Origin of the sequence: Brenneria roseae subsp. americana, from assembly GCF_003115815.1 — a bacterium.
GTDB classification, from domain to species: domain Bacteria; phylum Pseudomonadota; class Gammaproteobacteria; order Enterobacterales; family Enterobacteriaceae; genus Brenneria; species Brenneria roseae.
The window spans coordinates 160643-186223 of the sequence record NZ_QDKJ01000009.1 but is presented as its reverse complement, the minus strand read 5'-3'; the positions used below and the strand labels follow the sequence as shown (position 1 = coordinate 186223).

Here is a 25581-nt window from a genome sequence, read left to right as displayed (position 1 = left end):
ACCTTATCAGCACATTGTTATTTAAAGGGGATCGATACGGCGTATCCGCAAGGGACTATATCATTCACAAAAAAAAGGGGTTTATATCTTAGCGTTATAATTTATTCCGTTTACTTGTTCGCCTTTTGCAGTTTGAATTACCAATAGCCTAAGCACGGGTTATTGGTAAAAAGAAAATGAAGGAATCCTCGTGTTAACCATAAAATCCCCCCTTGCCTATGGTGATGGGCGGCCCGATGCCGAATTGCTGGCGCAATGTATGTCGCTACGACGCGCCATTGACGCGCTCCGCATATCCGACCTTCTGGATCTAAGATAGATCCAGAAGTTATATCGGGGCTATATGGCGCATGTTATATTCCCAAGATTAGAACTTAGAACAACGACAAAACCCCGCCTGATAAATCCAAACAAACGAGTAAGCTATTATGGCATCACATCTTATTGATTTTCTTCTTATAGGGAATAATTTTGGCACGCCTGAAATGCGGGACGTGTGGTCAGAACATCATCGTCTGACAAAGCAGGTTGAAGTGGAAGTGGCGCTGGCGTTGGCTGAAGGGGAGCTTGGCGTTATCCCGCAGGAAGCGGCACAGACCATCGCCGAAAAAGCGGATGCCAGCACGCTGAATGTGGAAGAGATTGCGAAAGATGCTGTCCGCATGAAACATTCTCTGATGCCGACGATTACTGCGATCCAGAAGCAGTGTGGCGCGGCCGGCGAATTTATCCATTATGGCGTAACCACGCAGGATATTGTCGATACGGCTACCGTTCTGCAACTAAAGCAATCTTTTGACATTGTTTTCCGTGATACTCAACTGCTGGCGGTCGAATTAAAACGCCTGTCGAAAAAATACCAATACACGCTGATGACCGGTCGTACTCACGGCATGCAAGCGCTGCCGACCACGTTCGGTTTTAAGCTGGCGGTCTGGCTGGATGAGTTTGTCCGTCACCTCGAACGCCTGAGTGAAATTAAAGAACGCGTGCTGGTCGGCAACATTAACGGCGCCATCGGGACTTATGCTTCCTTCGGCGATAAAGGGCCGGATATCGAGCGTCTGACGCTGGATAAGCTGGGCCTGAATACGCCAAACATCGGCTGGCAGTCCGCTCGCGATCGTTTCTCCGAGTACGCCTCTGTCGTTGTATTGATCAGCGGTACTCTGGGCAAGATCGGCAACGAGCTGTATAACCTGATGCGTACCGAAATCAATGAAATCGAAGAACCTTTCTCCGAGGGTAAAATCGGTTCCACGACGATGCCGCACAAACGTAATCCGGCCGCACTGGAAGGGCTGGCAAGCCTGACTGCGCCGGTGTTTAAAAGCGCCGCGCTGATTCATGAATCCATGAAAGTGGAACATGAGCGTGATGCAATGAGCTGGCGTGCGGAGTGGATCGCATTACCGGAAATCAACATTTATCTGTCGGCACAGCTTCAGAATGCACTGGGTATTCTGCGCGGCATGTCGGTGAATGAGAAACAGATGCTGGCGAACCTGGAACTGCAAAACGGCTTGCTGCTGTCCGAGAAAGTGATGTTTGAGATTGGTAAACGTTTGGGTAAACAGACGGCTCACCATCTGGTTTACGAATGCTCCATGCAGGCATTCGAGCAGAACCAGTCATTCAAATCCGTCCTGTTGGAACACCCGGTGTTGTCGGAACAACTGACGTCTGCTGAACTGGAAGAGTGGCTGAATCCGGCCAACTATCTGGGGAGTGCGCCCCAGAAAGTGGATGAGGTGATCCGCTATGCGGATAAATCCGGCCTGCTGTCTGCGTAGAAGGTGACATCATGAGTACCGTATTCCGCCAGGCTACGCTGGAGGATGATGAACCCTTTCTGGCACTGGCATTGGCTGCTTTTGAACCGATACGTCAGCTAGGCATCAATTTCTCTGCCGCGCATGCGGACATTGAAATGGTTCGCAAACACATTTCGTCTCACGGCGTGTACGTGATGGAGAAGAACGGCGTTATGGTGTCTTCATTCTCCATCCGCTATCCCTGGGGGCCAGAGCCTGGCCCTTATGGTTTGCCGCATCTGGGGTGGTTTGCCACCCATCCTGACTATAAAAAGCAGGGGCTGGGTAAGCAAATGATGACCTGGCTCGAGCAGAATATTTTGATTGCTCAGCTTAAGGCTCCCGCCGTGTCGTTGGGGACTGCGCAAAGCCATCCGTGGTTGATTGAAATGTATAAAAATTATGGTTTCAGGGAAGTCGGGCAAGCTGATTTGGGGAAAGGACACCTGACGATCTTTATGGAAAAAATCCTTGATGACCAACTGTATAACCAGTGGAAAAAAAGAAATTCAAAATAGAGGCATGATAATGAAAAAATTAACGTTGTCTGTTTTAGCGCTAACGACAGCTTTTCTTGTGGCTGGCTGTGATTCTCAGGATGCAGCCCAGGGAGAGAAAGTGTTGAAAGTAGGGTCAACCGGCCAGAGCTATCCCAGCGGCTTCAAGCAGGATAATAAACTGGTCGGTTTTGATGTTGAAGTCACGGAAGCTATCGCCAAGGATCTGAACTACAAGGTTGAGTGGGTGACGGCCGATTTCAGCGGCCTGATGGGGCAACTGGAAGCGGGTAAACTGGATACGGTGGCTAACGTGGTGGCAATTACCCCGGCACGCCAGGAGAAATACAATTTCGCACAGCCTTACAGTTACTACGGCAGCCAGATTGTGACTCATAAGGACAACGCCGATATCAATACGCTGGATGATCTGAAAGGGAAAACCGTTGCCGGCGTGTTGGGCTCCAATCATATCAACAACTTAAAGAAAGCATTTCCTGATGGCAGCGTAACTATTCGTACTTATGAAACGCGCGACGGTGCGATGAATGACGCCTTGTCCAAACGTGTTGAAGGTTATGTGAATTCCCGTCCGATTTTGCTGGCGGAAATTAACAAGCGCAATCTGCCGTTCAAGCTGGTCGGTAATTCGCTGGTGGTAGAAGAAGTCAGTTTCCCGTTCCATAAAAACGAACAGGGTGATGTCTTACGTAAACAGTTTGATGAAGAACTGAATAAAATGCGTGATGATGGGCGTTTGAAAGAGCTGGCGATTAAATATTTTGGTGAAGATATCACGACACCGCCTTCTGCTCAGTAATTCGTGGCACGCTCACGATAATTTTAATGCCGTCGGTGCGGCGATACCCGAAATAATTCGGGTTGCAGGACAAAACGTTGTCGTTTTGAACAGCGCAAAGCGTATGCAGCTTGAAGTATGACGGGAATACAGCACCGATGGCAGTATCAATGGTATGACTCATGAATATCGATCTCGCCTACCTGCTAAAGGTCTTCCCCCAGGTACTAAGCTATTTACCGACCACGCTGCTGCTTGCGGTGGTGTCGATGTTGTTTGCCATGGTTATCGGTCTGGTACTGGCGCTGGTTCGTGAAACCAAAAACATCATCGTGGTGAAAATCGTAGAGCTCTACATTTCTCTATTCCGCGGTATTCCTTCTCTGGTGCAGCTGTTTATCATCTATTTTGGTCTGCCGCAGATTTTCCCGGGGTTATCCAACCTTGATGCGATGACGGCAGCCATTATTGGTTTCAGTCTGAAAACGTCGGCTTATATGGCGGAGATATTCCGGGCGGCGCTGGCCTCGGTGGATTTCGGCCAGACAGAGGCTGGGTTATCCATCGGCATGAACAAGGCGCAGATTTATCGCCGGATTGTGTTGCCCCAGGCCATGCTCAATGCGTTACCCGCGACGGGCAACACGTTTATTTCCCTGATTAAAGACACGTCGGTCGCGTTCGCGCTGGGCGTATCCGAGCTGTTTGCGGAAGGCAAGATGATTGCCGCAGAATCACTGCGTTTCTTCGAAACCTTCCTGGTGGTGGGTTTGATTTACTGGTTGGTGATCATCGTTTATGCCTGGCTGCAAAAACAGTTGGAAAAGAAACTGAATCACTCGCTACAGCGATAAGGGGCTGAAATGATCAGTGTAAAGAATCTCACTAAAAGCTTTGGCGATCAGGTGGTGCTGAACGATATCAGCCTGGATATCGCGAAAGGTGAAGTCGTGGCTATCATCGGCCCCTCCGGCTCCGGTAAATCTACGTTGTTGCGCTGTCTGAATCTGTTGGAAACACCCGAGTCAGGCACGATTGAGATCGGCGAGCAATTGCTGGATACGCGCCGTTATTCAACCAAAGAGGCCTACGCCCTGCGTCGTCAGACGGCGATGGTATTCCAGAATTACAATCTGTTCAAAAACAAGACGGCGCTGGAAAACGTCACGGAAGCGTTGATCGTGGTGAAGAAAATGCCGAAAAAGCAAGCCACCGAGATTGGACTGGCATTGCTGGAACAGGTGGGGCTATTGCCGCAGGCGGCGCAGTATCCGGTGACGTTATCCGGCGGGCAACAGCAGCGGGTCAGTATTGCGCGGGCACTGGCGGTGGATCCGAAAGCGATTCTGTTCGATGAGCCAACGTCGGCGCTGGACCCGGAACGCGTGCATGAAGTGTTGCAGGTGATTCAGAAGCTGGCAAAAAACAACACCACCATGGTGATTGTGACGCATGAGATGCAGTTCGCTAAGGAAGTGGCCGATCGGGTCATCTTCATGGCGGACGGTCATATTGTTGAAGAAGGCCCGGCGGAAAAAGTGATCAGTTTTTCCGATAACCCGCAGACACAGCGTTTCCTGCGTCAACTGACCAAGATCTCCGAGCCGGTTGAGTACGATATTTAACCCAAAAACAAACAAAAAGTACCCTGACGGACCGGCAACCTGCACGCCCGTAAACAGGGCGGATAATGTGGAGTAAGCATTAATGAAAATAGCATCTCAGCATGAGCCGCTGGCTCAGTTTATTCAGGCATTCCGACACGATCTGCATCGGCATCCTGAATTATCAAACCAGGAATTTGAAACAACGCGCAAGATCAGAGAAGTTCTGGAAAAAGAAGGGATCCGTATTCTCGAATTACCGCTGAAAACGGGGCTGGTCGCGGAAATCGGCGGTCAGCAGGAAGGTCCGCTGGTGATCGTGCGTTCCGATATCGACGCCCTGCCTATCGAAGAAGAGTCAGGCGTGGAATTCACCTCAACCAGCAAAGGCGTCATGCACGCCTGTGGGCATGACTTTCACTCTTCCGCTGCGCTGGGCGCGGCGATTCTGCTGAAGAAAATTGAGCCGGAGCTGAAAGGCACCGTGCGTATTCTGTTTCAGGCAGCCGAAGAAACGGGGCTGGGCGCGCCGGAAGTGATTGCCACCGGCGCACTGGACAACGCCGCGGCAATTTTTGGTATTCATAACGATCCGACGCTGCCGGTTGGGGTGATTGGCGGCAAAGAGGGCGCATTGACCGCTGGCGTTGATCGCTTTGAAATCAAGATTGCCGCCAAAGGTTGCCATGCGGCGAAGCCGCACGAGGGCAACGACCCGATTGTTATTCTGGGTCAGCTGATTTCATCGGTGCAGACCATCATCAGTCGTACCGTTCCTTCTGATAACAATGCCGTGGTGTCGATTACTCAGGTGCACAGCGGCAGTACCTGGAACGTGATCCCCGATACGGCTTATCTCGAAGGGACGGTGAGAACCTTCAGCCAGGAGGTTCGCGATCTGATTGAACAGCGTTTCCGGCAAATCGTGGCAGGTATTGCCAGCACTTTTGGCGCGGAAATCGAGTTTATCTGGCATGCAGGGCCGCCATCGGTGGTCAATACGGCAGAATGGGTCGATTTCGCGCTGGAAGTGGCGAGTGAAGAAGGCTTTGAAGCGCGTCGTGTCGATGCCAGCCCGATTGGCGAGGATTTTGCCTTCTATCAGCAAAAGCTGCCCGGCACCTTTATGATGGTGGGCTCTGGCGGCCCGTATGCACTGCATCATCCTAAATTCCGCGTGGACGATCGCGCGCTGTTCCCGACGGCGCACTATCTGTATCAGATAGCGAAACAAAGTCTGGAGCAGTTGACGTCCCGTTAAGCCAACCCCCAATGCCGGTGGAACACCGGCATTGTTTAGCGTCCTGTCGTGAAAAAGAGACGCCTAATCCATTGATATAAAATAAATTAATTTTACCACCGCTATTCTGTCTCTAACCGACGACAATCTTCCCCGTTAATGACTAAGTATCTGATCCAGAAACTGTTGTGTCCGCGGGTGTGACGGGGTATTGAAAAAGGTTTGTGGTGGCGCGGATTCAACAATGCTGCCGTCAGCCATCAGGATCACGTTGTCCGCGACGGTTTTCGCGAATCCCATTTCATGAGTAACGACGATCATCGTCATTCCCGACTCCGCTAAATCAAGCATAACGTCCAGCACCTCTTTGATCATCTCCGGGTCGAGTGCGGAGGTCGGTTCATCAAACAGCATGATTTCCGGCTGCATACACAGGGCGCGGGCAATAGCGACGCGCTGCTGCTGGCCCCCTGAAAGCTGGAGTGGGAATTTATGTGCCTGATTGGCAATATGCACCTTTTCCAGATAGTGCATGGCCAGTTCGGTCGCCTGTTGCTTTTTCATCTGCCTGACCAGCGTCGGGCCGATAATCAGGTTATCCAGTACGCTCAGATGCGGGAACAGGTTGAATTGCTGGAACAACATACCAATACTCAGGCGGATTCGGTTGATGTTTTTGATGTTGTCATTCATCTCAATGCCGTTAACCAGAATGTGTCCCTGATGATGTTCTTCCAGCCGGTTAATGCAGCGAATCAGTGTGGATTTGCCGGAGCCGGAAGGTCCGCAGATCACCACGCGTTCCCCTTTGGCCACGTTCAGCGATACGTTATTGAGCGCCTGAAAGTCGCCATACCATTTACTGACGGATTTGATTTCAATTACTGGTTCGGTGGAAGGTGAACGACTCATGACAAAGCTCCGTGGTTAAGCACTTCAGGATTACGACTGGCGTCAATGCGTCTTTCTACCCACAGCGCATAGCGTGAGAGTAAAAAACCGAACAGCAGATAGATAGCCGAAATAAAAATATAGGTTTCAATGTAATAGCGACGCCAAAGCGGATCCTGCATCACCGAACTGGTGGCCGTGAGAATATCGAACAACCCGATGATAATGACAAACGAGGTGTTCTTCATCGCGGCGATAATGTGGTTGGTCATCGCCGGCAGACAGATGCGCAGCGCCTGCGGCAGAATGATCTTTGTCGTCGTATGCCAATACCCCAGATTGAGCGCTGTGGCCGCTTCGTATTGCCCGCGCGGAACAGATTGCAATCCGCCGCGGATCACCTCGGCCTGATAGCAGGCAAAAAACAGGGCGATGCCGATAACGATGCGTAACAGCTTATTGATTTCCATCCCTTGCGGCAGGAAAAGCGGAAAAACGTTAACAGCCACAAACAGAATGGTGATCAGCGGAACGCCTCGCAGACTTTCGATGAAAATGACCGAGAGACCGCGCAGGAATGGCAATGGAGAGCGACGCCCCAACGCCAGCAGAACGGAAATCGGCATGCCGATCGTTACGGTGCCGCTGAAAAGCAACAGGGTAAGCGGCAATCCACCCCATTCCGTAGACGGGACGTAGGACAGACCGAAAATCCCTCCACTCATCAATATCGCGATCCCGATGACGGCGGCGGTCCATAAGGGCAGCAAAATACGGCTGTGCCAGAAGCGTGGCATCAGTGATAGACCGAGAACCAGAAACCAGATCAACATGGCAATCACCAGACGCCAGTGCTGCTCGTAAGGATAGAGCCCGAACAGAATGGGACGATGTTTCTCGGCAATAACGACCCAGCAGGCGCCCGCCGCCGCACGGCACACGTCAGGATCGGCAGCCTGCCAGACGGCGTCGAGCATTCCCCAACGAATCAGTTTACCGCCGACTATCCACAGCAGGGCGACCAGCAGTAGCGTCAATAGGGTTTGCGGTACGCTGCTGAATAAATGGCATTGCAGCCACAGTAAGGACTTACGGAGCCGCGGGTTGACGGAGGCGAGTGGCAATGTTGAAAATAACATACGGTGTTCCTCAACGCTCTTTGATGGCAACGGCACGGTTAAAGATATTCATCAACAACGACGTCACGATACTGACAGTCAGGTAAACCACCATCATGATGGCGATGACTTCCAGTGCCTGACCAGTCTGGTTCATCAGTGTATTGCTGATATTTGCCAGTTCCGGATAACCCACGACGACCGCAATCGAACTGTTTTTGGACAGGCTGACATACTGGCTGGTCAGCGGCGGAACGATCACGCGCATCGCCTGCGGAATGATGATATAGCGCATCATGTGCCAGGGCGAAAATGACAACGCGCGCGCCGCTTCCAGTTGTCCCCTGGGGATCGATTGAATGCCGGCGCGTACGATTTCTGCGATAAATGCCGACGAATAGAGCGAAATACCCAGCAGCAGGGACGTAAATTCAGGACTGACGGTGAAGCCGCCCTGAAAGTTGAACCCGCGCAGGACAGGGCGTTCGAGCTGCGCCGGGCTGCCGGAAAGCCACCACACCAATAAGGGAAGGCCCACAATCAGGGCCAGCGACAGCCCCCTAACGGGCAATGTTCTGCCATGGTACTCGCGCAGGTAGCGGGCTACGCGCGTCAACATCAGGCTGATGAGCAATGCCGTGAACAGGGCGATACCGGTCCACAGCCAGCCTGCGTGGGCGGCAGGCTGTGTGAAAGACAGCCCGCGGTTGGTGAGAAAACCCAGACTGCCGAGTTCTATAGCCTCACGCGGCGAGGGGAGATTACGGATGACAACGGACCAGAAGATCACTTGCAGGATGACCGGGATATTGCGCATCATTTCGATGTAGCCCCCGGCAAGCCTGGCTAGCAGCCAGTTACGGGAAACCCGTGCGATCCCCACCGAGAAACCCAGCGTTGTGGCGAGAACAATACCGCAAAATGTTACATAGAGCGTGTTCAGTAATCCCACGGCAACGGCGTGCGCGTAGCTGTCACGCGGGGTGAAATCGATAAGCTTTTCACCGATGGCGAATTGTGCCGCATGATTCAGGAAGCTGAAACCGGTCGCGATATTCTGTGAGCGTAAGTTATCGACCACATTGGTATACAGCCAGTAGCTGAAGACGACGATCAGCATTCCCAGCAGGCATTGATAAAACCAGGCGCGCAGTGACTTGCTGTCAAACATGTTCACCAGACGATGAGGACGTTTCCCTGAAAATAAAGGCGTATGTGCAGGCGATAGCGCTTTTTGTGGTGATTTCATTACCGATATGTCTTTTATTTCAGGTCGTCGCCTGTTTTCAATACGTTACCCGACAGGGAGAACCCGAAGAGAAAACCGCCGGTAACGTCGTTTTGCGGAGTAAGTCCGGTAGTCTGAGTTTACTCCCGTGATTTAGCGGGTTAACGGACAGGTAATCCGTAGAGTAACCCGCCTTTTGTCCAGAGATTATTCAAGTCACGATCCAGCGGCGCAGGTGTATCCGGTCCAAAGTGGCGGTTATAGATATCACCGTAATTACCAACCTGTTTAATGATGTTGTAAGCCCACTTGTTATCCAATCCGAGCTTTTGTCCATAATCACCCGTCACGCCCAGCAGCGCCTGTATATCAGGATCGTTGGACGTGAGTTTGCTGTCCACGCCTTGCTGGTCAATTTCCATTTCTTCGGCGTTGAACGTGGCGTAAACCACCCATTTCACGATGTCGTACCATTGATCATCACCTTGACGAACCGCCATCGCCAGCGGCTCTTTGGAGTAGATCCCCGGCAGAATCACATGGTCTTCAGGTTTTTCGGCATCGAATGTGCGAACGCCGGGCAACGCGACCTTATCGCGGGCAATTACATCACAACGTCCTGACAGGTAGGCGGCGACATATTCCTTGTTGTTTTCGATAACGACCGGGGTATAGCGCAGATGCCGTGTGGCAAAAATCTGGGCAACGTTACGTTCGGTACTGCTGCCTGGCGTGATACAGACGGTTGCGCCATCCAGATCTTCAACTTTTTGTACGCCCGCGTTGGCGCGGACCATGAAGCCGGTCCCGGTATAAAACGTCGGCGGCGCAAAATTCAGCCCCAGAGAGGTGTCGCGCGACAGGTCTGCGGTGACGTTACGCGACAAGACATCCACTTCGCCGGACTGGATGGCCGGAAAGCGCTGCGCGGTGGATAGCGCGGCAAAACGGACTTTGCTGGCATCCCCGAAAATAGCTGCGGCCAATGCCCGGCAGTAGTCAACATCCAAGCCGGTCCATTGCCCTTTGCTGTCAATGGCGGAAAAACCATGGCGAGCCGGATGGACGCCACAGATCAGCTCGCCACGGGCTTTGATTTTCTTGAGGGTTTCCCCGCTTCCGGTCGTCACGGTGTCTGCGTGGGCTACGGGGAGTAAAAAACTTCCCAGTGTTAGCGCGGTAGTGGCGATCAGCGTGAGTAATTTTTTCAGCATAAGTCATCCTGGAAGTAGTGGTTTTTGTTTAACGCACTGTAATTATTGTTTTTTATTTTATTGCGTTCCTTTGTATACAAATGTTCTCAATGTTGCCGATAAATGGCAAATAGCATATTTCTCTATCTAAAGTTGAATATTGGATATAGACGTTGGGAAGCGGGCGATGCTGATGGGTGGCACAAATCTTCCCGACCGTGCCACGGCAGATGGTGAGCCTGATGCGCGTTAAATAAGGGACAATCCCTGGATGCCCTGCCAAATGAGCTGAATGCTAAGAACCAGCATGGTGAGACGAAAGGTGGTTCGAAACAGCTTTTCCGGCAGATTATCCAGCAGCCGCGTACCGAGCCAGGTGCCCAGCGTTCCGCTGGCTATCATGGCGATCAACATGGGCAACCAGTCATGGTAGGCAAACCCCATCAGCCCGAATGCCAGGATTTTCAGACCGTGTTGCAGCACCATGCAGACGGCGTGTGTGGCGATCAGGGGCTGTTTTGTCAACCCTTGCGAGCTGATCAGGCCGGCGACCAACGGGCCTGTCGCCCCGACGATCATGGTACCGAGGCTGGTGATGGCGCCTCCCAGAATAAAGAAGGGACGGTTGACGTTTTTAGGTGGTGTGCGTTTGCGGAAAACCGACCACAGAATAAAGCCTGCCAACGCGATTTTTGCCACGCTATCCGGGATCCATACCGCGACAGGCGTTCCCAGTGCAATACCGATCGCACTGCCAATAAAAAACCACAGTACCAGCGGCCAGACGATATACAGACGTTGCATCAGGCTGCGGCTCAGATTGGAACCAAGCTGCACAATGCCGTGGACCGGAAGCAGGCTGCTGACGGGCATTCCGAGTCCCATAATGGCTAACAGCGTGACGCCGCCACCCAGCCCGAGCGCAGCGGTCAGGGCCGATGTCAGGAAGCTGCAAAAAACCAACACGCCGGCAAATAGCGGCGAGATTTCAGGGGGAACGAAAGGCAACATGAGTCAAATTCCAGCATAGCATCATAGGATAAACGGTATACACGATACCTGACCCGCAGAGATAGCGGCAGGCATCGGTTTTTATATTAACGATAATCATCCTGCAACAGGCGCTGATATAACGCCTGCGCTTCCGCGTATGGCAGTGCCTGACTGGCGCAATCGAGAAATTTTTGTGCGATTAGATTTTCTGGCAACGGATTATCCGCACTTGAACCCTGTGCTCCTGCTACGTGACGATAGTACGTTTGTCCATCGCGGGTGAACAGCGTGACGTGAGATGCATGTGTTGTCTTCTCGTCATGGCAGACCAATTCTATTCTTTTCATCAGCGACTGTGTGACAGGATCGGCCAGTGCGGCGTCATCAATGAAATCCTCCAGCGTAAGTCGGCCTTGTACCCAGGCGCGGGCAATACAGTAGTGCAGGCTGAATTTTCCAGCCAGCGGCGTTGCCGGTGACGGAATATTGATATGGGGAAAACGAATCGGATGAATGGCAATCTGGATACGCTCAAGCGCCTCTGCGGCCAGCCCGGTTTCTTCACGCAGGGCCAGCAGGCCATCCAGCGGCGATAATATCGCATAGCAACAAGGGAAGTATTTGAAATTATTGCCTTTTGCCGGGTCCAGGATGTGTGATGGCGCGTCCCAGGGTTCGGTCAGCGGCGTCGCGTCATAATTTTCCGGTCCCTGATTATAGACATTGAAGTAGCCGTGATGGTGCTCGAACGCGGTCGGGCCTGCGCTATATCCCTGACGCGCCAATAAAACCGCCATCACCGCGTTACGGTTGGCGTGTCCTACCGCCAGCGATTTGGTCTGGCTGCCGAAGTTGGATTTAATCCCCGAGGCCAGAGAGGCGGTGATGGCGAAAGCGGCAGCCGTTTCTTCCTCACTGAGCTTCAGCAATACGGCGCACGCGGCGACGCCTGCGAACACACCCACCGATGTGGTGGGGTGCCAGCCGTGGCGGTACTGAAACGGGCTGACGGTTTTTCCCATGCGTACGGCGGCTTCATAGCCACACAGGTAGGCATGCAGAATAGCCGGTCCGTCCGCGTCATGATCGTCCGCCAGCGCCAGCAAGGCAGGGAGGACCGCGACGGAAATATGACCGTGCAGCCAGGAGTTTGAATCGTCGAAATCAAGCAAATGAGCGGATGTGCCGTTCAACAGTGCGGCATCCAGCGCATTCAGCTTAAGGTCGGTGCCGAAGATCCGGCTCTTGCCTGTTGCCGCCGACGGGACAATTACTGCTCTGAGCTTATGCGCGCCATCCTGTATGCCGCCTGCCAGCGTGACGCCCAGCGTATCAATCATGGCCGTTCGGGCATGGGCCAGCACCGCGGGTGGAAAGGTCTGGCGAGAAAATTCCAGCAGATTATGTGCAAACTGGCTGGCAATAGTCATGAAATCGTTCCTGTATCAATTACGGTATTCATACCCGGCTGAGGTTGTCAGCCGGGGGTAATAAAAAGGGATTGCGCTTCTCGTTATCCCGCCAGGATCTCTGCAATGGCGGCGAGTGAACCCGGCTGTTCGAAATGAAATGCTGCCTGATAGAGTCGATCGCTACGGGTTACGCCCAGAACCGGGATGGTTAATGTGTCGAATTTGGCACGGAGTTCATCATCAGTTAGCGGGTTTTGCGGATGACCGCGATAGACAGCGGTTTCTGCATGTAATTGCTCGCCATCTTCCAGCCAGACATCAATAAAGGCGGAGCTGGCCGACTGGCCTGCTACTGCTTCAACGTCTAATCGTGGTAATAATTGGCGGGGGAGCGGATCGTCGACGGTTTGCTGGGTAAAGTCGGTATCTGTCAGACGATAACCGCTAAGCGCCAGAGTAATACAGTGGGGGATACTGAACTTGCTCTCCAGCGGTGTTTTCGGGTTGGCGATTCCGGCGTTGACCATTCCCATCGGATGAACCCTGGCGTGGATGCGCGCGATTGCCCGCCCTTTCAGCAGGGGATAAAGCTTAAGCGCTGTCTCAATGGAGGCATGGGTTCCCCGACAACTGGCATACAGTTTGTAGCCGTTGCCCAGCAATTCCCACGTCTCTCCGAAGTCGAGGGGCGGAATTTCGGCGCTGCCATCCTGAATAAAGGTTTTTACCCAACCATCGGTTTCATAAAAATGGTGAGCGGCGATAAAACCTTCTGCGGCCAGTTCTGCGGCTGTGATGCCGTCCATTGCCGCTTTACCCGCATGAAAGGGTTTTCCGTGCGTACCGGACGATTTCTGCAACCCGCCCATCATGGTTGCCGCCGTTCCCAACGCGTTGGCGATGGCATCGGGCGCTAAGCGCAGAATGGATGCGGCGACCGCCGCGGCGCCGGCCCGTCCGACAATCGATGTCGGATGAAAACCACGGCGTTGCAGGTTTCGTCCCACACCAGGAACCCACCCGCCGCCCAGCTTGGCCATGACTTCGAATCCGATGATAAACGCCCTGAGCGTGGTGTACTCATCGGCGCCATAGTGCTGGGCCATCGCCAGTGCCGTGGACCAACAGGGACCGCTGGGGTGGCCGGCTCCGGCCGGGTGTGTGTCGTCATAGTCGGCGGCGTGCGAGAGCGTGCCATTGATGAGCGCCGCCAACGCAGGCGTGGTTTTTCCCCCGAGAATGATTTGCGCATCACCTTGCGATCGCCAGCGCTGTACCACCCGTTGTACCGCGCTGGCGGCATCATCCCCGACGGCGCCGACGGCAACGCCCAGATAATCAATCAACGCCCGTTTGGCTTCATGTTGTACGGCGGCGGGTATCGTCTGTTGTGAGGCAAAGTGAATAAACTGGCTGAGTGCTTCGCCGCGAGAAAGGGGGGAAGTCGCAGTCATCGTAAGAGCTCCTTAAGCGAAAACGCTGTGACGTTAACGATGAAAACGGTCAGAATGACAGTAATGCTGACAATCTTTGTTTTCTTGCATTCATTTGTATACATTTGTGGCGGCAAGAATAACAACCGCTCTCTTCAGCGACAAAGACGCTTTTTAGCTAAGCTAAGTACAAAATAAGCGATACGACGCCTTGCTAATGGCCGAACGTTGGGCGAACTTGAATTTTTTTCACTACACGATCGTTACATTGCGTATTAATGGATTATGAACTTAAAACTTAATGACCAAGACACGGCCTTATCGCCATTCGAGATACTGATTGCCGCGATCGAAAAAGGCGAGCTGCTGCCAGGTGAACGTTTGCAGGAAACCCGTCTGGCAAAACAGTTCGGCCTGAGCCGCACCCCTATTCGGGAGGCGTTGCATCGTCTGGAAACGCTGGGTCTGGTGGAGCCTGGCCCGCAGCGCGGACTGATGATCGCGCAAATTAGTTATGAGCGGTTGCGCCAGCTTTTTGCGGTGCGCGAAGGGCTGGAACGGTTGGCGATGGATCTTGCTGTCGCGTCGGCGCTACCGGAGGAACTTGAGCTGTTGCAGGATCTGGTTAACATGGAGAGAACCCTGACGGACAGCAAGCAACTGCACGATCATAATCGCCTTTTTCATCGCCAGATTTACCGCGCCACGCACAACCCATATTTGAATGAGATGCTGGATAATCTGCGTATTCATTTGTCTTTACTGCGTGGCACGACTTATGAATCGCCCGAACGGACCGAGGAGGCCCGGCGGGAGCATCAGGCGATAGTGGAAGCGTTAATGCGACGCGATCGTGAAGCTGCGCAAGAGGCCGCGTGTCAGCATATCCGTAACGGATATCGCGCACGTTTGAGTATGTTCAGCCAGCGTCTCTGATATAAAGCGATTTTCAACGTGGTTTGCGACGACCGAAGGGTGACGGACAGAGATAGCCCGCCATAAAAATGGCGACAGATGGCGGAAATGACCGTCTCCATTTTGAGACATATAATTAATTGAAAATAAATAAAAAATACATTTAATGGGAAAACCGTCTCCTTATGGAGACGAATAGTATCATTCTCATTACCTTGCTTTGCGTGCAGGCATATCGATGCATATAAGCAAAGGAGAATAAAAATAACTTTATTTATCAAATAATAAACCGATTTTTTTTGATGGGGAATGTAATTTTTTAAAATTGGCATGCAATGTGCTATACTTTACACCGTAGATGCTCATTCCACCTTCTATGTTTGCTTCGGCTTCATAATCCTGGGAATGACGCAGAGCCAATTTGAGGTGCCTATCGTCCAACTCCAGGTGAAGGTTTCACGATCTCCATCGGATTTCCCCGGACATAACGTTGAGTGAGGCACCGTACTGTTGTCTTACAGACCTGATTTTTTTCAACGCTTACCGACTAACGGTAAGCGTTTTTTTTGCCCGCCGTCCCTGGTGTAACCGGGAAGATTCAGACCAGCAGTTTTAGTAATGCGGTTGCAACCGGTGCTGAGCTGGCAGGGTTTTGCCCTGTCACTAACAGCCCGTCGGTTACGACATGTGGTTGCCAATCCGGGCCTTTTTCATAGATCCCCCCTTTTTGTTTCAGCTCATCCTCAACCAGAAACGGCACAATATCGCTAAGTTGCACGGCCTCTTCTTCGGAATTGGAGAAGCCGGTCACTTTGCGGCCTTTTACCAGCGAATTGCCGTCGGCGCCACGGGCGTGGCGCAGTACGCCGGGCGCATGGCAAACCGCGCCGACGGGTTTACCTGCCTGAGAAAATGACTCGATCAGCGCGATCGAATGACGATCTTCGGCTAAATCCCACAGCGGGCCGTGGCCGCCAGGGTAGAAGATGGCATCGAAATCGGTTTCTTTTACATCGGATAACCGCTGCGTGGAGGCCAGCGCGGCCTGCGCTTCGGCATCTTTTTTAAAGCGCTCGGTGTCTTCGGTTTGAGCATCCGGCTCGTCACTTTTGGGATCAAGCGGCGGCTGCCCGCCTTTCGGTGAGGCCAGTGTGATTACGGCTCCTGCGTCTTTGAACGCATAATAAGGCGCAGCGAACTCTTCCAACCAGAAACCCGTTTTTTTACCCGTGTTTCCCAGTTGATCATGCGAGGTGAGGACCATCAATACGTTCATTTTTTCACTCCCGGTAGTTGCGTTCATCAAGGCATCTTGCCTGACGGATTTTGTCGCGGTATCGGTACCAATAGGCGCTTGTTACGTGGATCAGCCTTTGAACCCGGCATATCTATGTACCGTCAAAGCATAGCAGACGGCGCAAAAGGACCTTTCACCGTTAGACATTGAGGGTCAATACGGAGAATCAAGGGAAGGGATGGAAAATTGAGACGATTCAGGAAAATGGGGCGCCGTGTTGGCGCCCCATTCATGATTACCCAGCGGGCTGTTGCAAGGTGAGCAACAAACCTTCTCTGCGCATTTGGGCGGCATCTTCAGGTAAATGAAGTCGATCAAGTGCATCGGCGCGCCACGCGTAGTCATACGCATCCGGACGTTGTTCCAGCGCTGCCTGGAAAGCATCGCTGGCCTGTTGCCATTCGCCGTGCTTCATCAGCAATTGCCCCAGCGTGCTATTCAACAACGGCGTAGCGCCTTGCTGTTTGATTTGCTGACGCAGCATTTTCTCCAGTTGGTCCGGATCGCCCGCTTTGAGGCGCGGCATCAGCAGAACCAGCCGTTCGTCATACTGGCGTTTGAGCCCATCGAGAATGATTTTTTGCGCGGTATCGTGGTCATCGCATTCAATCAAATGTTCGATCATCGCCACCTGTAAAGGCACCTGATGGCGAATTTTACGACTTTGGCTGTTCCACCACTGTTTCAGGCCCTCACTGCCGCCGTCTGCCATCGCCTGATTCATCAGACCGAGGTAGGCTTGCTGTTGCAGCGCCAACACATGTTCTTCGTTGTGCGCAGGCAGTTTGCGTATGGCGGGCAGAATATCCAGCAGCGCGCTATAGGCACTGGTGCGCAGAAATGCCTGTTCAGCCAGACGCAAGACTTCCGGATGCCGAGGAGCGACTTCCAGCAGACGGTCAACGCCGTGACGAGCCGCGTGATCTTCATGGCGCGCCAGTTGAATGCGGACGCGGGTGATATCAACCGGTAACTGGTCGGTATCGGCGATTTCCGCCGCCCGTTCCAGATATTGTTTGGTGCGGAATTCATCACCGCGCTGTTGAGCCGCCTCGGCCGCCAGCAGGTAATTGACCACCGGTTGTTCGGCATGGTCGGCATTACGAGTCATTAATTTCTCGACCTGTAGATAATCCCCTTCTGCCAGTTTGAGCAACGCCGCTTTGGTCTGTTTTTTCGCCCGGTTGCGCTTACGGCCAAGGAACCAGCCACGCGTGCGGGTGCCGGTACGAAAAATACGGCGGATAATCCATTCGACGGCCAGCAGGACCAGGAACAGCAACACCAGCATAATCACCAGCCCGGTAACGCTGGTTTCAATGTTGTAGTTGTCCGTTTGAATCAGCACGTAGCCTTGATGGCCTGCAACCATTGGGCCGAGCACCACGCCTGCAATCAGGATCAGAAACAGCAACAGGACTCTCAACATATTCAATCCTCCTGTTGAGTCGCTGGCGTCTGAGCCAGCAGGTTGCGAACTCTTGTCTGCATCAGTTTTTCCAACAGCGGCTGGCTTTGCAATTCAGCAGGCACGTCCATCGAGATCGATTGTTGGCTCAGTTCATCGAGCTGATCCAGAAATGCCTGAGTCGTTGGGTTTGTGGTATCGAAATACGCTCTTACCCACGTGGCTGCGGTTTCCAATGACTGTTTATACACTTCATTCTGATGACGCGGGATCGCCTGAGCGGCGACCAGCAGGCGCGAGCGGATATTCTCGCGCAAATAAACATCCTGACTGGGCGCTAACAGCGGTTCTGCCGCGCTGTCCCGGCGACGAATGGTAATGAAGTCGGCCAGAAAGTTGTGCCAGCTTTTGCTAAGGTTCTGACGCCATTCGTTGAGTGAGGCTGACAGCTCTGTGCTGTTTTCATCCATTGGCGCCTCGTCGGTATTCATGTCGGCCAACTGCAGGTTATCCACCTGATCGGTCAATTGGTTCACTTTGAGAATGATGCCGTCGAAATCGATCTGGCTTACGCCAGCCAGAGCGCTGATGTCATTGGTCAGCGCGCGGCGGATTTCAATCAGGCTAGGGTCGTTCATTTCCGCCAGGCTGGCATCCGCGCTTTTCAGCAGCGCCCCTGCCGTGGTGACGTCTTTATCGCTCCATAGCTTTCTGGCGGCCAGTTTTACCAGAAAATCGGACTGTGCCAGCAACCAGGTGCTGGTATCTTGATTGGACAGTGCGGCCAGCTTTTCACGCAGTTCATCTGACTGATGCGTCAGGGCATCAAGACGCTGTTCGGCGGCATCTTGTATCCTGGCATGTTGCTGTTGCGCATCTTGCCACTGCTGACGTTGCTGTTGCTGCTGCTGTTGCAGCGAGTTTAGCTGGGATGTCAGTCGCTGAATGGCCGCAGATTCCTGCTGTGCCTGCTGATGACCGTGATAGTAAAGTCCGCCACTCAGTGCCAGCGCAATAACAATCGCGATGGCCCCCAGCAGAGCACCAGTCCGTTTGGCCGGTTGCGGTGCGGGATCCTGTGGCTGATTAGCGGGATCAACCCGCTCGGCAACCTCTTCGGACGGGGCTGTGGGGGTATTGTGTTCCGTCATAATGGTACATCCCATGATCAGGTTTATTGTAGTGCGCGCACGAGCGCATCGTTGTCGGCGTTATCGGCTACTCGAACATGGCTCCAGCCAAGCTGGCGAGCCTGTATTGCCAGGCGTTCACTGACTACGATCACCTGGCATCCGAGCAACCAGGAAGTTCGATAATAATCAGGAACTAAATTATAGATCTGTTGTAGCATTTCTCCGCTGGTGATCACCAGCCTGTCAATGCCAGCCTGCTGCCAGTGGCGGCTCTGCTCCAGCCCGTCATAATATACGGCGCAGCGTTGATAGCATTCACAGTAAACCACCGTTGCGCCCCGCTCGGCGAGCGTGGCGCCCAGCAATGCTCTGCCGGCATTACCTCGTAATAATAGCGCTTGTTTGCCCTTAACATGCTGGAGTTCGGGGAGTTGTAATAATGTTTCGCTGGTTTCTCTATCCTGGGGGTAGGAAACGGGCTGCGCGCTGACTTTGTGCAACGCCAGCGCGGTTGTCCGGCCAATGGCATAATAGGATAGCGTCGATGACCAACCGCTGCCGGCCCTTGCCAGCTGTGGAACCGCGTAATCTATCGCATGCTGTGAGAGCGCAAACACCATGTCGCCGGGACGCAAGGCTGCCAGCAAGGCAGGCAGCCGATCCAGTTCACGGCCCGGTGAGAATTCAATCAGCGGGCTGTGCCAGGCGCTGTAGCCCAGTTTTCTCAAGCGAGTCACCAGTTGCTCACCTGCCGGGGACGGACGAGTCACCAGAATGGTCATGATGAAGGCGTTTCCTGATAGACAGCGTGCAGGATCGCCCGGGCGCCCTTTGTCAGCAGTTCTTCCGCCAGCGCAATGCCGATTTGCTCTGCATCCGCTATTTTGCCGGTACGTTCACCGACGATCATCTGGCTGCCATCGGGAGCGCCAACCAGTGCGCGTAGCCACAGAGCGTCGCCTTTCAACTCGGCATAACTGCCGATAGGAACCTGACATCCGCCTTCCAGACGTATATTCATTGCTCGTTCCGCCTGTACGCGGGCGGCGGTAGCGGCGTGATTCAACGGCGCAAGTAACCGCTGGGTACGTTCGTCATCCAGGCGGCATTCAATGCCAATCGCCCCTTGGCCGACGGCGGGCAGCGATTCTTCCGGGCTGAGCGCGCAGCGTATGCGATCTTCCAGTTTCAGGCGCTTCAGGCCCGCGACAGCCAGAATAATGGCGTCGTATTCGCCGTTGTCCAGTTTTGACAGACGCGTTCCCACGTTGCCGCGTAGATCCCGGATCGTCAGATCGGGCCGTCTGGCCCGCAGCTGGCACTGGCGGCGCAGGCTGGAGGTGCCGACGCAGCTGCCTGCGGGTAATTGATCGAGGTTGGCGTAACGGTTGGAAACGAAGGCATCCCGGGGATCGTCGCGTTCGCAAATGGTGACCAGGCCGAGGCCGTCAGGGAATTCGATCGGCACATCTTTCATGGAGTGAACGGCAATATCGGCGCGGTCTTCCAACAGCGCCAACTCTAATTCTTTGACAAATAAACCTTTGCCGCCAACCTTCGCCAGCGGGGTATCCAGAATGATATCACCACGGGTAACCATGGGGACCAACGTGACCTGAAGTTCGGGATAGATGTGCGTCAAACGCTGTTGAACATATTGTGCTTGCCACAGCGCAAGCGGGCTTTGTCGGGTGGCAATTCTAATAATATTGTCTAACATGCTTGATACCGTTTTTATCATTTTCCACCATCGTATCATTGATGGTGCGCCAGTGTCAGGTTACGGACATTGCCGGTACGCCTTTAAAACGATGACGGGAGGCGCAGGAAGGTGGGAATGAGAAGTCGGGCTGATTTTGCGAATGAAAAAATGTAATAAAAGCAAGATAGATAAATCTAACTTTCTTTACTTTCTTTACGCTTAATCAGCAAGGTGTTAAATTGATCACGTTTCCAGCGATATTTTGCCAAACATTCCTCTAATTTTATCATTGGCAAATTTGGAATACGGGGTTTTTTCTAGGCACTGGGATAATCAGGCGAAATGTCTTGTACTTCTACATCGAGACTTTGAAGCAAAGACTGGATGCGATCAACCAACTACGCGTTGACCGTGCTCTGGGAGCAATGAAACCCGCTTTTCAGCAGGTCTACAGTCTTCTGCCGATTTTATTACATCATCATCACCCCTTGATGCCAGGCTACCTTGAAGGCAAGGTTCCGCACGGTATCTGCATTTACACGCCCGATGAAAAACAACAACACTACCTGGATAACATCGAATTAAGATGGGGTCAGTTGGAAAATTCGCATGAGCAAGGCGAATTGCCCATCACTGGCCTCTACTCTATGGGCAGCACGGCCTCAATTGGCCAGAGTTGCAGTTCCGATCTGGACATCTGGGTCTGTCATCAGTCCTGGCTTGATAATGAAGAACGTTTACGGTTACAGCAGAAATGCACGTTGCTGGAACAGTGGGCCGCCGCGCAAGGGGTGGATGTCAGCTTCTTCCTGATGGACGAAAATCGCTTCCGCCATAATGAAAGCGGCAGCCTCGGTGGTGAGGATTGCGGTTCCACCCAGCATATCCTGTTGCTGGATGAGTTCTACCGTACGGCTGTCCGCATGGCGGGCAAGCGTATTTTGTGGAACATGGTGCCGGTAGAAGAAGAAGCAAACTACGACGAATACGTCTTGTCCCTGTATGCGCAGGGCGCACTGGCGCCGAACGAGTGGTTGGATTTAGGCGGGCTAAGTACGCTCTCCGCGGAAGAGTATTTCGGCGCCAGCCTGTGGCAGCTCTATAAAAGTATCGATTCTCCTTATAAAGCGGTGTTGAAAACCCTGCTGCTGGAGGCTTATTCCTGGGAATATCCCGATACGCACCTGCTTTCAATGGATATCAAAAAGCGTCTGCACAAAGGCGAGATCGTCTCTTTCGGTCTGGATCCTTACTGTATGATGCTGGAGCGCGTGACCCATTATCTGACGGCGATTAACGATCCAACCCGTCTGGATCTGGCTCGTCGATGTTTCTATTTAAAAGTTTGTGAGAAGTTATCCCGGGAGCGGGCCTGCGTAGGCTGGCGCCGCCAGATTTTAAGTCAGTTGGTTCAGGAATGGGGATGGAGTGCGGAGCATCTGGCCATGCTGGATAACCGCGCCAACTGGAAAATCGAGCGCGTGCGTGAAGCACACAATGAACTGCTCGACGCGATGATGCAGACCTACCGCAACCTGATCCGCTTTGCCCGCCGTAACAATCTGAGCGTGAGTGCCAGTCCGCAGGATATCGGCGTTTTGACCCGTAAGCTCTATGCCGCATTTGAAGCATTGCCTGGCAAAGTTACGCTGCTGAACCCGCAGATATCGCCTGATTTATCAGAACCGAACCTGACCTTTATCTATGTTCCTGCCGGGCGCGCCAACCGGTCCGGCTGGTATTTGTACAATCAGGCGCCGTCGATGGACGCCATTATCAGCCATCAACCGCTGGAATATAACCGCTATCTGAACAAGCTGGTGGCCTGGGCCTATTTTAACGGCCTGCTAACGCCCAGTACGCGATTGCACATCAAGGGTAACGAGCTGTGTGACATCACCCGTTTGCAGGCTCTGGTGGCCGATGTATCCAGCCATTTCCCGCTGCGCCTGCCGGCACCGACGCCGAAGGCGTTGTACAGTCCGTGTGAGATTCGCCATCTGGCGATTATCGTGAACCTGGAACACGATCCTACCGCCGCCTTCCGTAATCAGGTCGTGCATTTTGATTTCCGCCAGTTGGATGTCTTCAGCTTCGGCCAACAGCAGCAGTGCCTGGTGGGCAGTATCGATTTGTTGTATCGCAATTCCTGGAATGAAGTGCGTACGCTGCATTTCAGTGGTGAACAGGCGGTGCTGGAAGCGTTGAAAACCATTCTGGGCAAGATGCATCAGGATGCGGCGCTGCCGGAATCGCTGGAAGTCTTCTGCTATAGCCAGCATTTACGCGGTCTGATTCGTACCCGCGTACAGCAACTGGTATCGGAATGTATCGAGCTGCGTCTGACCAGTACGCGTCAGGAGCCAGGACGTTTCAAAGCGGTGAAAGTGGCGGGACAGACCTGGGGATTGTTCTTTGAACGCCTGAGCGTATCCGTGCAGAAGCTGGAAAATGCCGTCGAGTTTTACGGCGCGATTTCCAATAATAAACTACAGGGTCTGCCTGTTCAGGTTGAAACCAATCATGTGCATTTGCCGCCCGTGGTAGATGGCGTGGCCAGTGAAGGGATTATCCAGTTCTTCTTTGAAGATCTGAGCGAAAATCAAGGCTTTAATATCTATATTCTGGATGAGTCCAACCGGGTTGAAGTTTATCACCACTGTGAAGGCAGCAAGGAAGAGCTGGTGCGTGATGTCAGCCGATTCTATTCGTCTTCCCACGATCGCTTCACGTATGGCTCCAGCTTTATTAATTTCAACCTGCCGCAGTTTTATCAGATCGTGCAACTTGATGGCCGAACTCAGGTGATCCCTTTCCGCAGCAGCGCGCTTTCTCATTTGTGCATTACGCCGGCGGCGGAAGGCGCGTCGATGGTCATGAAGCAGCGGTTACAGATACTTTAACTTCCTATAACTCCCTGGTTTTCGCCGGACCCGGATTTTTCTTTTCGCCTTAATTTGAGAAAAGGACTTCACCATGGATTCGTTGCAGCGCAGAAATCTGATATTGCTGGCATTGGGCCAGGGGCTGACGGGCAGTATCATTTCGTTGATGACCCTTTCTTCTACACTGGTGGGCGTCCTGATGACGCCGGTGCCGCTGCTGACAACGCTGCCAATCACGTCAACGGTCTGCGGCGCCGCCCTGATGATTTATTCTGTTTCATCCCTGATGGCGAAATATGGCAGACGAAACGCCTTTATCTTCGGCGCTCTGTTGGGGCTGGTTGGCTCGCTGCTGGCGGCGCTGGCGATCGTGTGGCACAACTTTACCCTGTTTGTGTTTGCCACGTTTGTATTGGGAATGTCCTGCGCGTTCAACCAGTATTATCGTTTTGCGGCGGCAGAAATCTTTACGGATAACCATCAAAAGAGCAGTGCGATTTCATGGGTGATCAGCGGGGGTATTCTGGGCGGTTTTCTCGGCCCCTTCGCCGCCAGTCAGTCAGCCCACGCGTGGCCGCCGTATCCCTTCTTTGGCAGCTTTATTGCGGGCGCCATTATCTGCGTGGTCACGGCGCTCTTGCTGTCAGGTCTGAAATTACCCAATACGGCGCCTGTTGCGACAGCGGATAAGAGTGAAGCATCATTGTCTTCAATCCTGAAAAGTCGCGCGTTTATGCTGGGAACCGCCAGTTGTACGGTCGGTTTTGTCGTGATGACGTTGCTGATGAATTCGGCGCCGCTGGCCATGCATCAGCACCACTTCTCGGTGGACAACAGTGCGACGGTATTGCAGTGGCATTTTGTCGCAATGTATGCGCCGGCGTTGCTGCTGGTGGTGCTGGCAAAGCGGATGAGCGCCGTTCAGGTTATCGTGACCGGCATTCTCTGCAATGGGATCGGTATTGTTATCGCGTTGAGTGGTCTGGCCTTCTGGAATTTCCTCGCTGCGCTGATTATGTTTGGCATCGGCTGGGCTTTCATGTTCAACGGCGGCACCTTCATGTTGAATACGTTTACCCATTCCGTGCACAAATCCAGATTGCAGGGGATTAACTCACTGGCTATTTATATCCCGAATGCGCTGGCGTCGCTGTCGGCGGGGAGCATGATGGCGTTCACCAGCGGTTGGCCTCTGGTGAATATGTTCGGTATCGGAATTCTGTTGCTGATGACGCTGCTGCTTGTTCTGGTCAGACGGAACGCCGCTTAGCCACGATTGCACGGCGCTGTCGTATCGGGCGGCTCATTCTGAAACCGCCCTCAATCTCGGTCGCATCCGGGAGAATAGGCGAGTTGTACTGATTCTCGTAAAAGCGCGGCTAAGCGAAGTGAACGTCTTCGCCCGCCTGTACGGAACAGGCTTCGGACAGCAACGCCGTAAAATCATCGCCACTGCGATCGCATACCCAGCGGCCATCCTGATAATTGAAGTGATAGCCGCCGGCCTTGGTCGCCAGCCAGACCTGATGCATGGGCTCCTGACGGTTAATCACGATTTTGCTGCCGTTTTCAAAACTTAGCGTCATCACGCCGCCGTTGGTTTCATAATCGATATCGGCATCGCCTTCAAATTGATCCAACGTTTCTTCCAACTGAAGCATCAATTTGTCGGCTAACTGATGGAACTCGCTATCGTTCATTTTCGATTCCTATTGATTTTCATGATCCACCTGCGATTATAGAGAGCATACGAGTATGAATTACAGGTCTTAATGTTATGAAAAAAGTATTTCGTCAGTTTTTTCTGGCGTTATCGTTGCTAAGCCTGTTCGGGTGCGGCTTAAAAGGGCCGCTGTATATGCCACCCGATCAGAAAGCCGCATCGACAACCGTCGAGCAGAATGGGAATCAGGCATCACATCAAAAAGTGTCCATGCGACGTTAGTGCGTGACGATGTGTCCATCATTATTTTATAACTGGTCACGATATACCCAATAGATTTCGAGGTGCAGGAAGCC

24 protein-coding genes are annotated in these 25581 nt (G+C 53.0%); 10 read left to right on the top strand and 14 right to left on the bottom strand.

Annotated features, from left to right (window positions below; all coding sequences use genetic code 11):
• The first annotated feature begins 428 nt into the window (after positions 1-428).
• From purB to B4923_RS13260, 3 genes are read left to right on the top strand one after another with little or no spacing between them, the layout of a single operon-like run.
• The gene (gene purB, locus B4923_RS13270) at positions 429-1793 is read left to right on the top strand and encodes an adenylosuccinate lyase (RefSeq protein WP_109054842.1); all 1365 of its coding nucleotides are present in this window, start codon (positions 429-431) and stop codon (positions 1791-1793) included.
• Positions 1794-1804: 11 nt separating this feature from the next.
• Positions 1805-2332, top strand: coding sequence for a GNAT family N-acetyltransferase (locus B4923_RS13265; RefSeq protein ID WP_109054841.1), 528 nt, complete (start codon positions 1805-1807; stop codon positions 2330-2332).
• Positions 2333-2336: 4 nt separating this feature from the next.
• Positions 2337-3131, top strand: coding sequence for an amino acid ABC transporter substrate-binding protein (locus B4923_RS13260; RefSeq protein WP_211313953.1), 795 nt, complete (start codon positions 2337-2339; stop codon positions 3129-3131).
• Here the strand turns inward: B4923_RS13260 and B4923_RS20785 are convergent.
• Positions 3106-3294: a hypothetical protein gene (locus tag B4923_RS20785; RefSeq protein ID WP_146187258.1), complete on the bottom strand. Its 189-nt coding sequence runs from the start codon at positions 3292-3294 to the stop codon at positions 3106-3108. The two genes, B4923_RS13260 and B4923_RS20785, sit on opposite strands and share 26 nt — an antisense overlap.
• Between B4923_RS20785 and B4923_RS13255 the strand changes: the two genes are divergently transcribed.
• The 3 genes from B4923_RS13255 (at position 3293) to B4923_RS13245 (ending at position 5975) form a co-directional block, all read left to right on the top strand.
• Complete coding sequence (locus B4923_RS13255; protein ID WP_109054840.1) at positions 3293-3964, top strand: amino acid ABC transporter permease; 672 nt, start codon at positions 3293-3295, stop codon at positions 3962-3964. The two genes, B4923_RS20785 and B4923_RS13255, sit on opposite strands and share 2 nt — an antisense overlap.
• Positions 3965-3973: 9 nt before the next feature.
• Positions 3974-4735, top strand: a complete 762-nt coding sequence (locus B4923_RS13250) for an amino acid ABC transporter ATP-binding protein (RefSeq protein ID WP_109054839.1) — start codon at positions 3974-3976, stop codon at positions 4733-4735.
• 82 nt (positions 4736-4817) lie between these two features.
• Entirely contained in the window at positions 4818-5975 is a 1158-nt protein-coding gene (locus tag B4923_RS13245; RefSeq protein ID WP_109054838.1) for a M20 peptidase aminoacylase family protein, read from the top strand.
• Between the two features lie 135 nt (positions 5976-6110).
• Here B4923_RS13245 and B4923_RS13240 read toward each other — a convergent pair whose 3' ends face one another.
• The 7 genes from B4923_RS13240 to B4923_RS13210 all read right to left on the bottom strand — a co-directional run bounded on the left by B4923_RS13240 (position 6111) and on the right by B4923_RS13210 (position 14243).
• Positions 6111-6866, bottom strand: a complete 756-nt coding sequence (locus B4923_RS13240) for an amino acid ABC transporter ATP-binding protein (RefSeq protein WP_109054837.1) — start codon at positions 6864-6866, stop codon at positions 6111-6113.
• Positions 6863-7984, bottom strand: coding sequence for an amino acid ABC transporter permease (locus B4923_RS13235; RefSeq protein WP_109054836.1), 1122 nt, complete (start codon positions 7982-7984; stop codon positions 6863-6865). The genes B4923_RS13240 and B4923_RS13235 overlap by 4 nt, the downstream gene beginning before the upstream one ends.
• 10 nt (positions 7985-7994) lie before the next feature.
• Positions 7995-9212 (bottom strand): amino acid ABC transporter permease, encoded by a 1218-nt coding sequence (locus B4923_RS13230; RefSeq protein ID WP_109054835.1) that lies wholly within the window; start codon positions 9210-9212, stop codon positions 7995-7997.
• A gap of 140 nt (positions 9213-9352) precedes the next feature.
• On the bottom strand, positions 9353-10405 hold the full coding sequence (locus B4923_RS13225) for an amino acid ABC transporter substrate-binding protein (protein WP_109054834.1): 1053 nt from the start codon (positions 10403-10405) through the stop codon (positions 9353-9355).
• A 228-nt stretch (positions 10406-10633) separates the two neighbouring features.
• Complete coding sequence (locus tag B4923_RS13220) at positions 10634-11395, bottom strand: sulfite exporter TauE/SafE family protein (protein WP_109054833.1); 762 nt, start codon at positions 11393-11395, stop codon at positions 10634-10636.
• Between the two features lie 86 nt (positions 11396-11481).
• On the bottom strand, positions 11482-12807 hold the full coding sequence (locus B4923_RS13215) for an MmgE/PrpD family protein (RefSeq protein ID WP_109054832.1): 1326 nt from the start codon (positions 12805-12807) through the stop codon (positions 11482-11484).
• 83 nt (positions 12808-12890) lie between these two features.
• A complete protein-coding gene (locus B4923_RS13210) occupies positions 12891-14243 on the bottom strand; it encodes an MmgE/PrpD family protein (RefSeq protein WP_109054831.1) in 1353 nt (450 codons plus the stop codon).
• 264 nt (positions 14244-14507) lie between these two features.
• Between B4923_RS13210 and B4923_RS13205 the strand changes: the two genes are divergently transcribed.
• Positions 14508-15158, top strand: coding sequence for a GntR family transcriptional regulator (locus B4923_RS13205; protein WP_109054830.1), 651 nt, complete (start codon positions 14508-14510; stop codon positions 15156-15158).
• Positions 15159-15735: 577 nt separating this feature from the next.
• On the opposite strand, the gene B4923_RS13200 is transcribed toward B4923_RS13205, so the two are convergent.
• The 5 genes from B4923_RS13200 to hemC form a co-directional block, all read right to left on the bottom strand.
• Positions 15736-16413 (bottom strand): type 1 glutamine amidotransferase domain-containing protein, encoded by a 678-nt coding sequence (locus tag B4923_RS13200; protein ID WP_109054829.1) that lies wholly within the window; start codon positions 16411-16413, stop codon positions 15736-15738.
• Positions 16414-16669: 256 nt separating this feature from the next.
• Positions 16670-17863 (bottom strand): protoheme IX biogenesis protein HemY, encoded by a 1194-nt coding sequence (gene hemY, locus B4923_RS13195; protein ID WP_109054828.1) that lies wholly within the window; start codon positions 17861-17863, stop codon positions 16670-16672.
• A 2-nt stretch (positions 17864-17865) separates the two neighbouring features.
• Positions 17866-18993: a uroporphyrinogen-III C-methyltransferase gene (gene hemX / locus B4923_RS13190; RefSeq protein ID WP_109054827.1), complete on the bottom strand. Its 1128-nt coding sequence runs from the start codon at positions 18991-18993 to the stop codon at positions 17866-17868.
• A gap of 23 nt (positions 18994-19016) precedes the next feature.
• The gene (gene hemD, locus B4923_RS13185) at positions 19017-19757 is read right to left on the bottom strand and encodes a uroporphyrinogen-III synthase (RefSeq protein ID WP_109054826.1); all 741 of its coding nucleotides are present in this window, start codon (positions 19755-19757) and stop codon (positions 19017-19019) included.
• On the bottom strand, positions 19754-20695 hold the full coding sequence (hemC, locus tag B4923_RS13180) for a hydroxymethylbilane synthase (protein WP_109054825.1): 942 nt from the start codon (positions 20693-20695) through the stop codon (positions 19754-19756). Before hemC ends, hemD begins: the two co-directional genes overlap by 4 nt.
• 329 nt (positions 20696-21024) lie before the next feature.
• On the opposite strand from hemC, the gene B4923_RS13175 reads away from it, so the two are divergent.
• Both B4923_RS13175 and B4923_RS13170 read left to right on the top strand, forming a co-directional pair.
• Positions 21025-23580 carry a class I adenylate cyclase gene (locus B4923_RS13175; RefSeq protein ID WP_109054824.1) on the top strand — a complete coding sequence of 852 codons (2556 nt, stop codon included), beginning with the start codon at positions 21025-21027 and terminating at the stop codon, positions 23578-23580.
• Between the two features lie 73 nt (positions 23581-23653).
• Positions 23654-24832 carry an MFS transporter gene (locus B4923_RS13170; protein ID WP_109054823.1) on the top strand — a complete coding sequence of 393 codons (1179 nt, stop codon included), beginning with the start codon at positions 23654-23656 and terminating at the stop codon, positions 24830-24832.
• A 109-nt stretch (positions 24833-24941) separates the two neighbouring features.
• Here B4923_RS13170 and cyaY read toward each other — a convergent pair whose 3' ends face one another.
• On the bottom strand, positions 24942-25262 hold the full coding sequence (gene cyaY / locus B4923_RS13165) for an iron donor protein CyaY (protein ID WP_109054822.1): 321 nt from the start codon (positions 25260-25262) through the stop codon (positions 24942-24944).
• 77 nt (positions 25263-25339) lie between these two features.
• Between cyaY and lptM the strand changes: the two genes are divergently transcribed.
• Entirely contained in the window at positions 25340-25507 is a 168-nt protein-coding gene (lptM, locus tag B4923_RS13160) for an LPS translocon maturation chaperone LptM (protein WP_245929579.1), read from the top strand.
• Positions 25508-25581 lie beyond the last annotated feature (74 nt).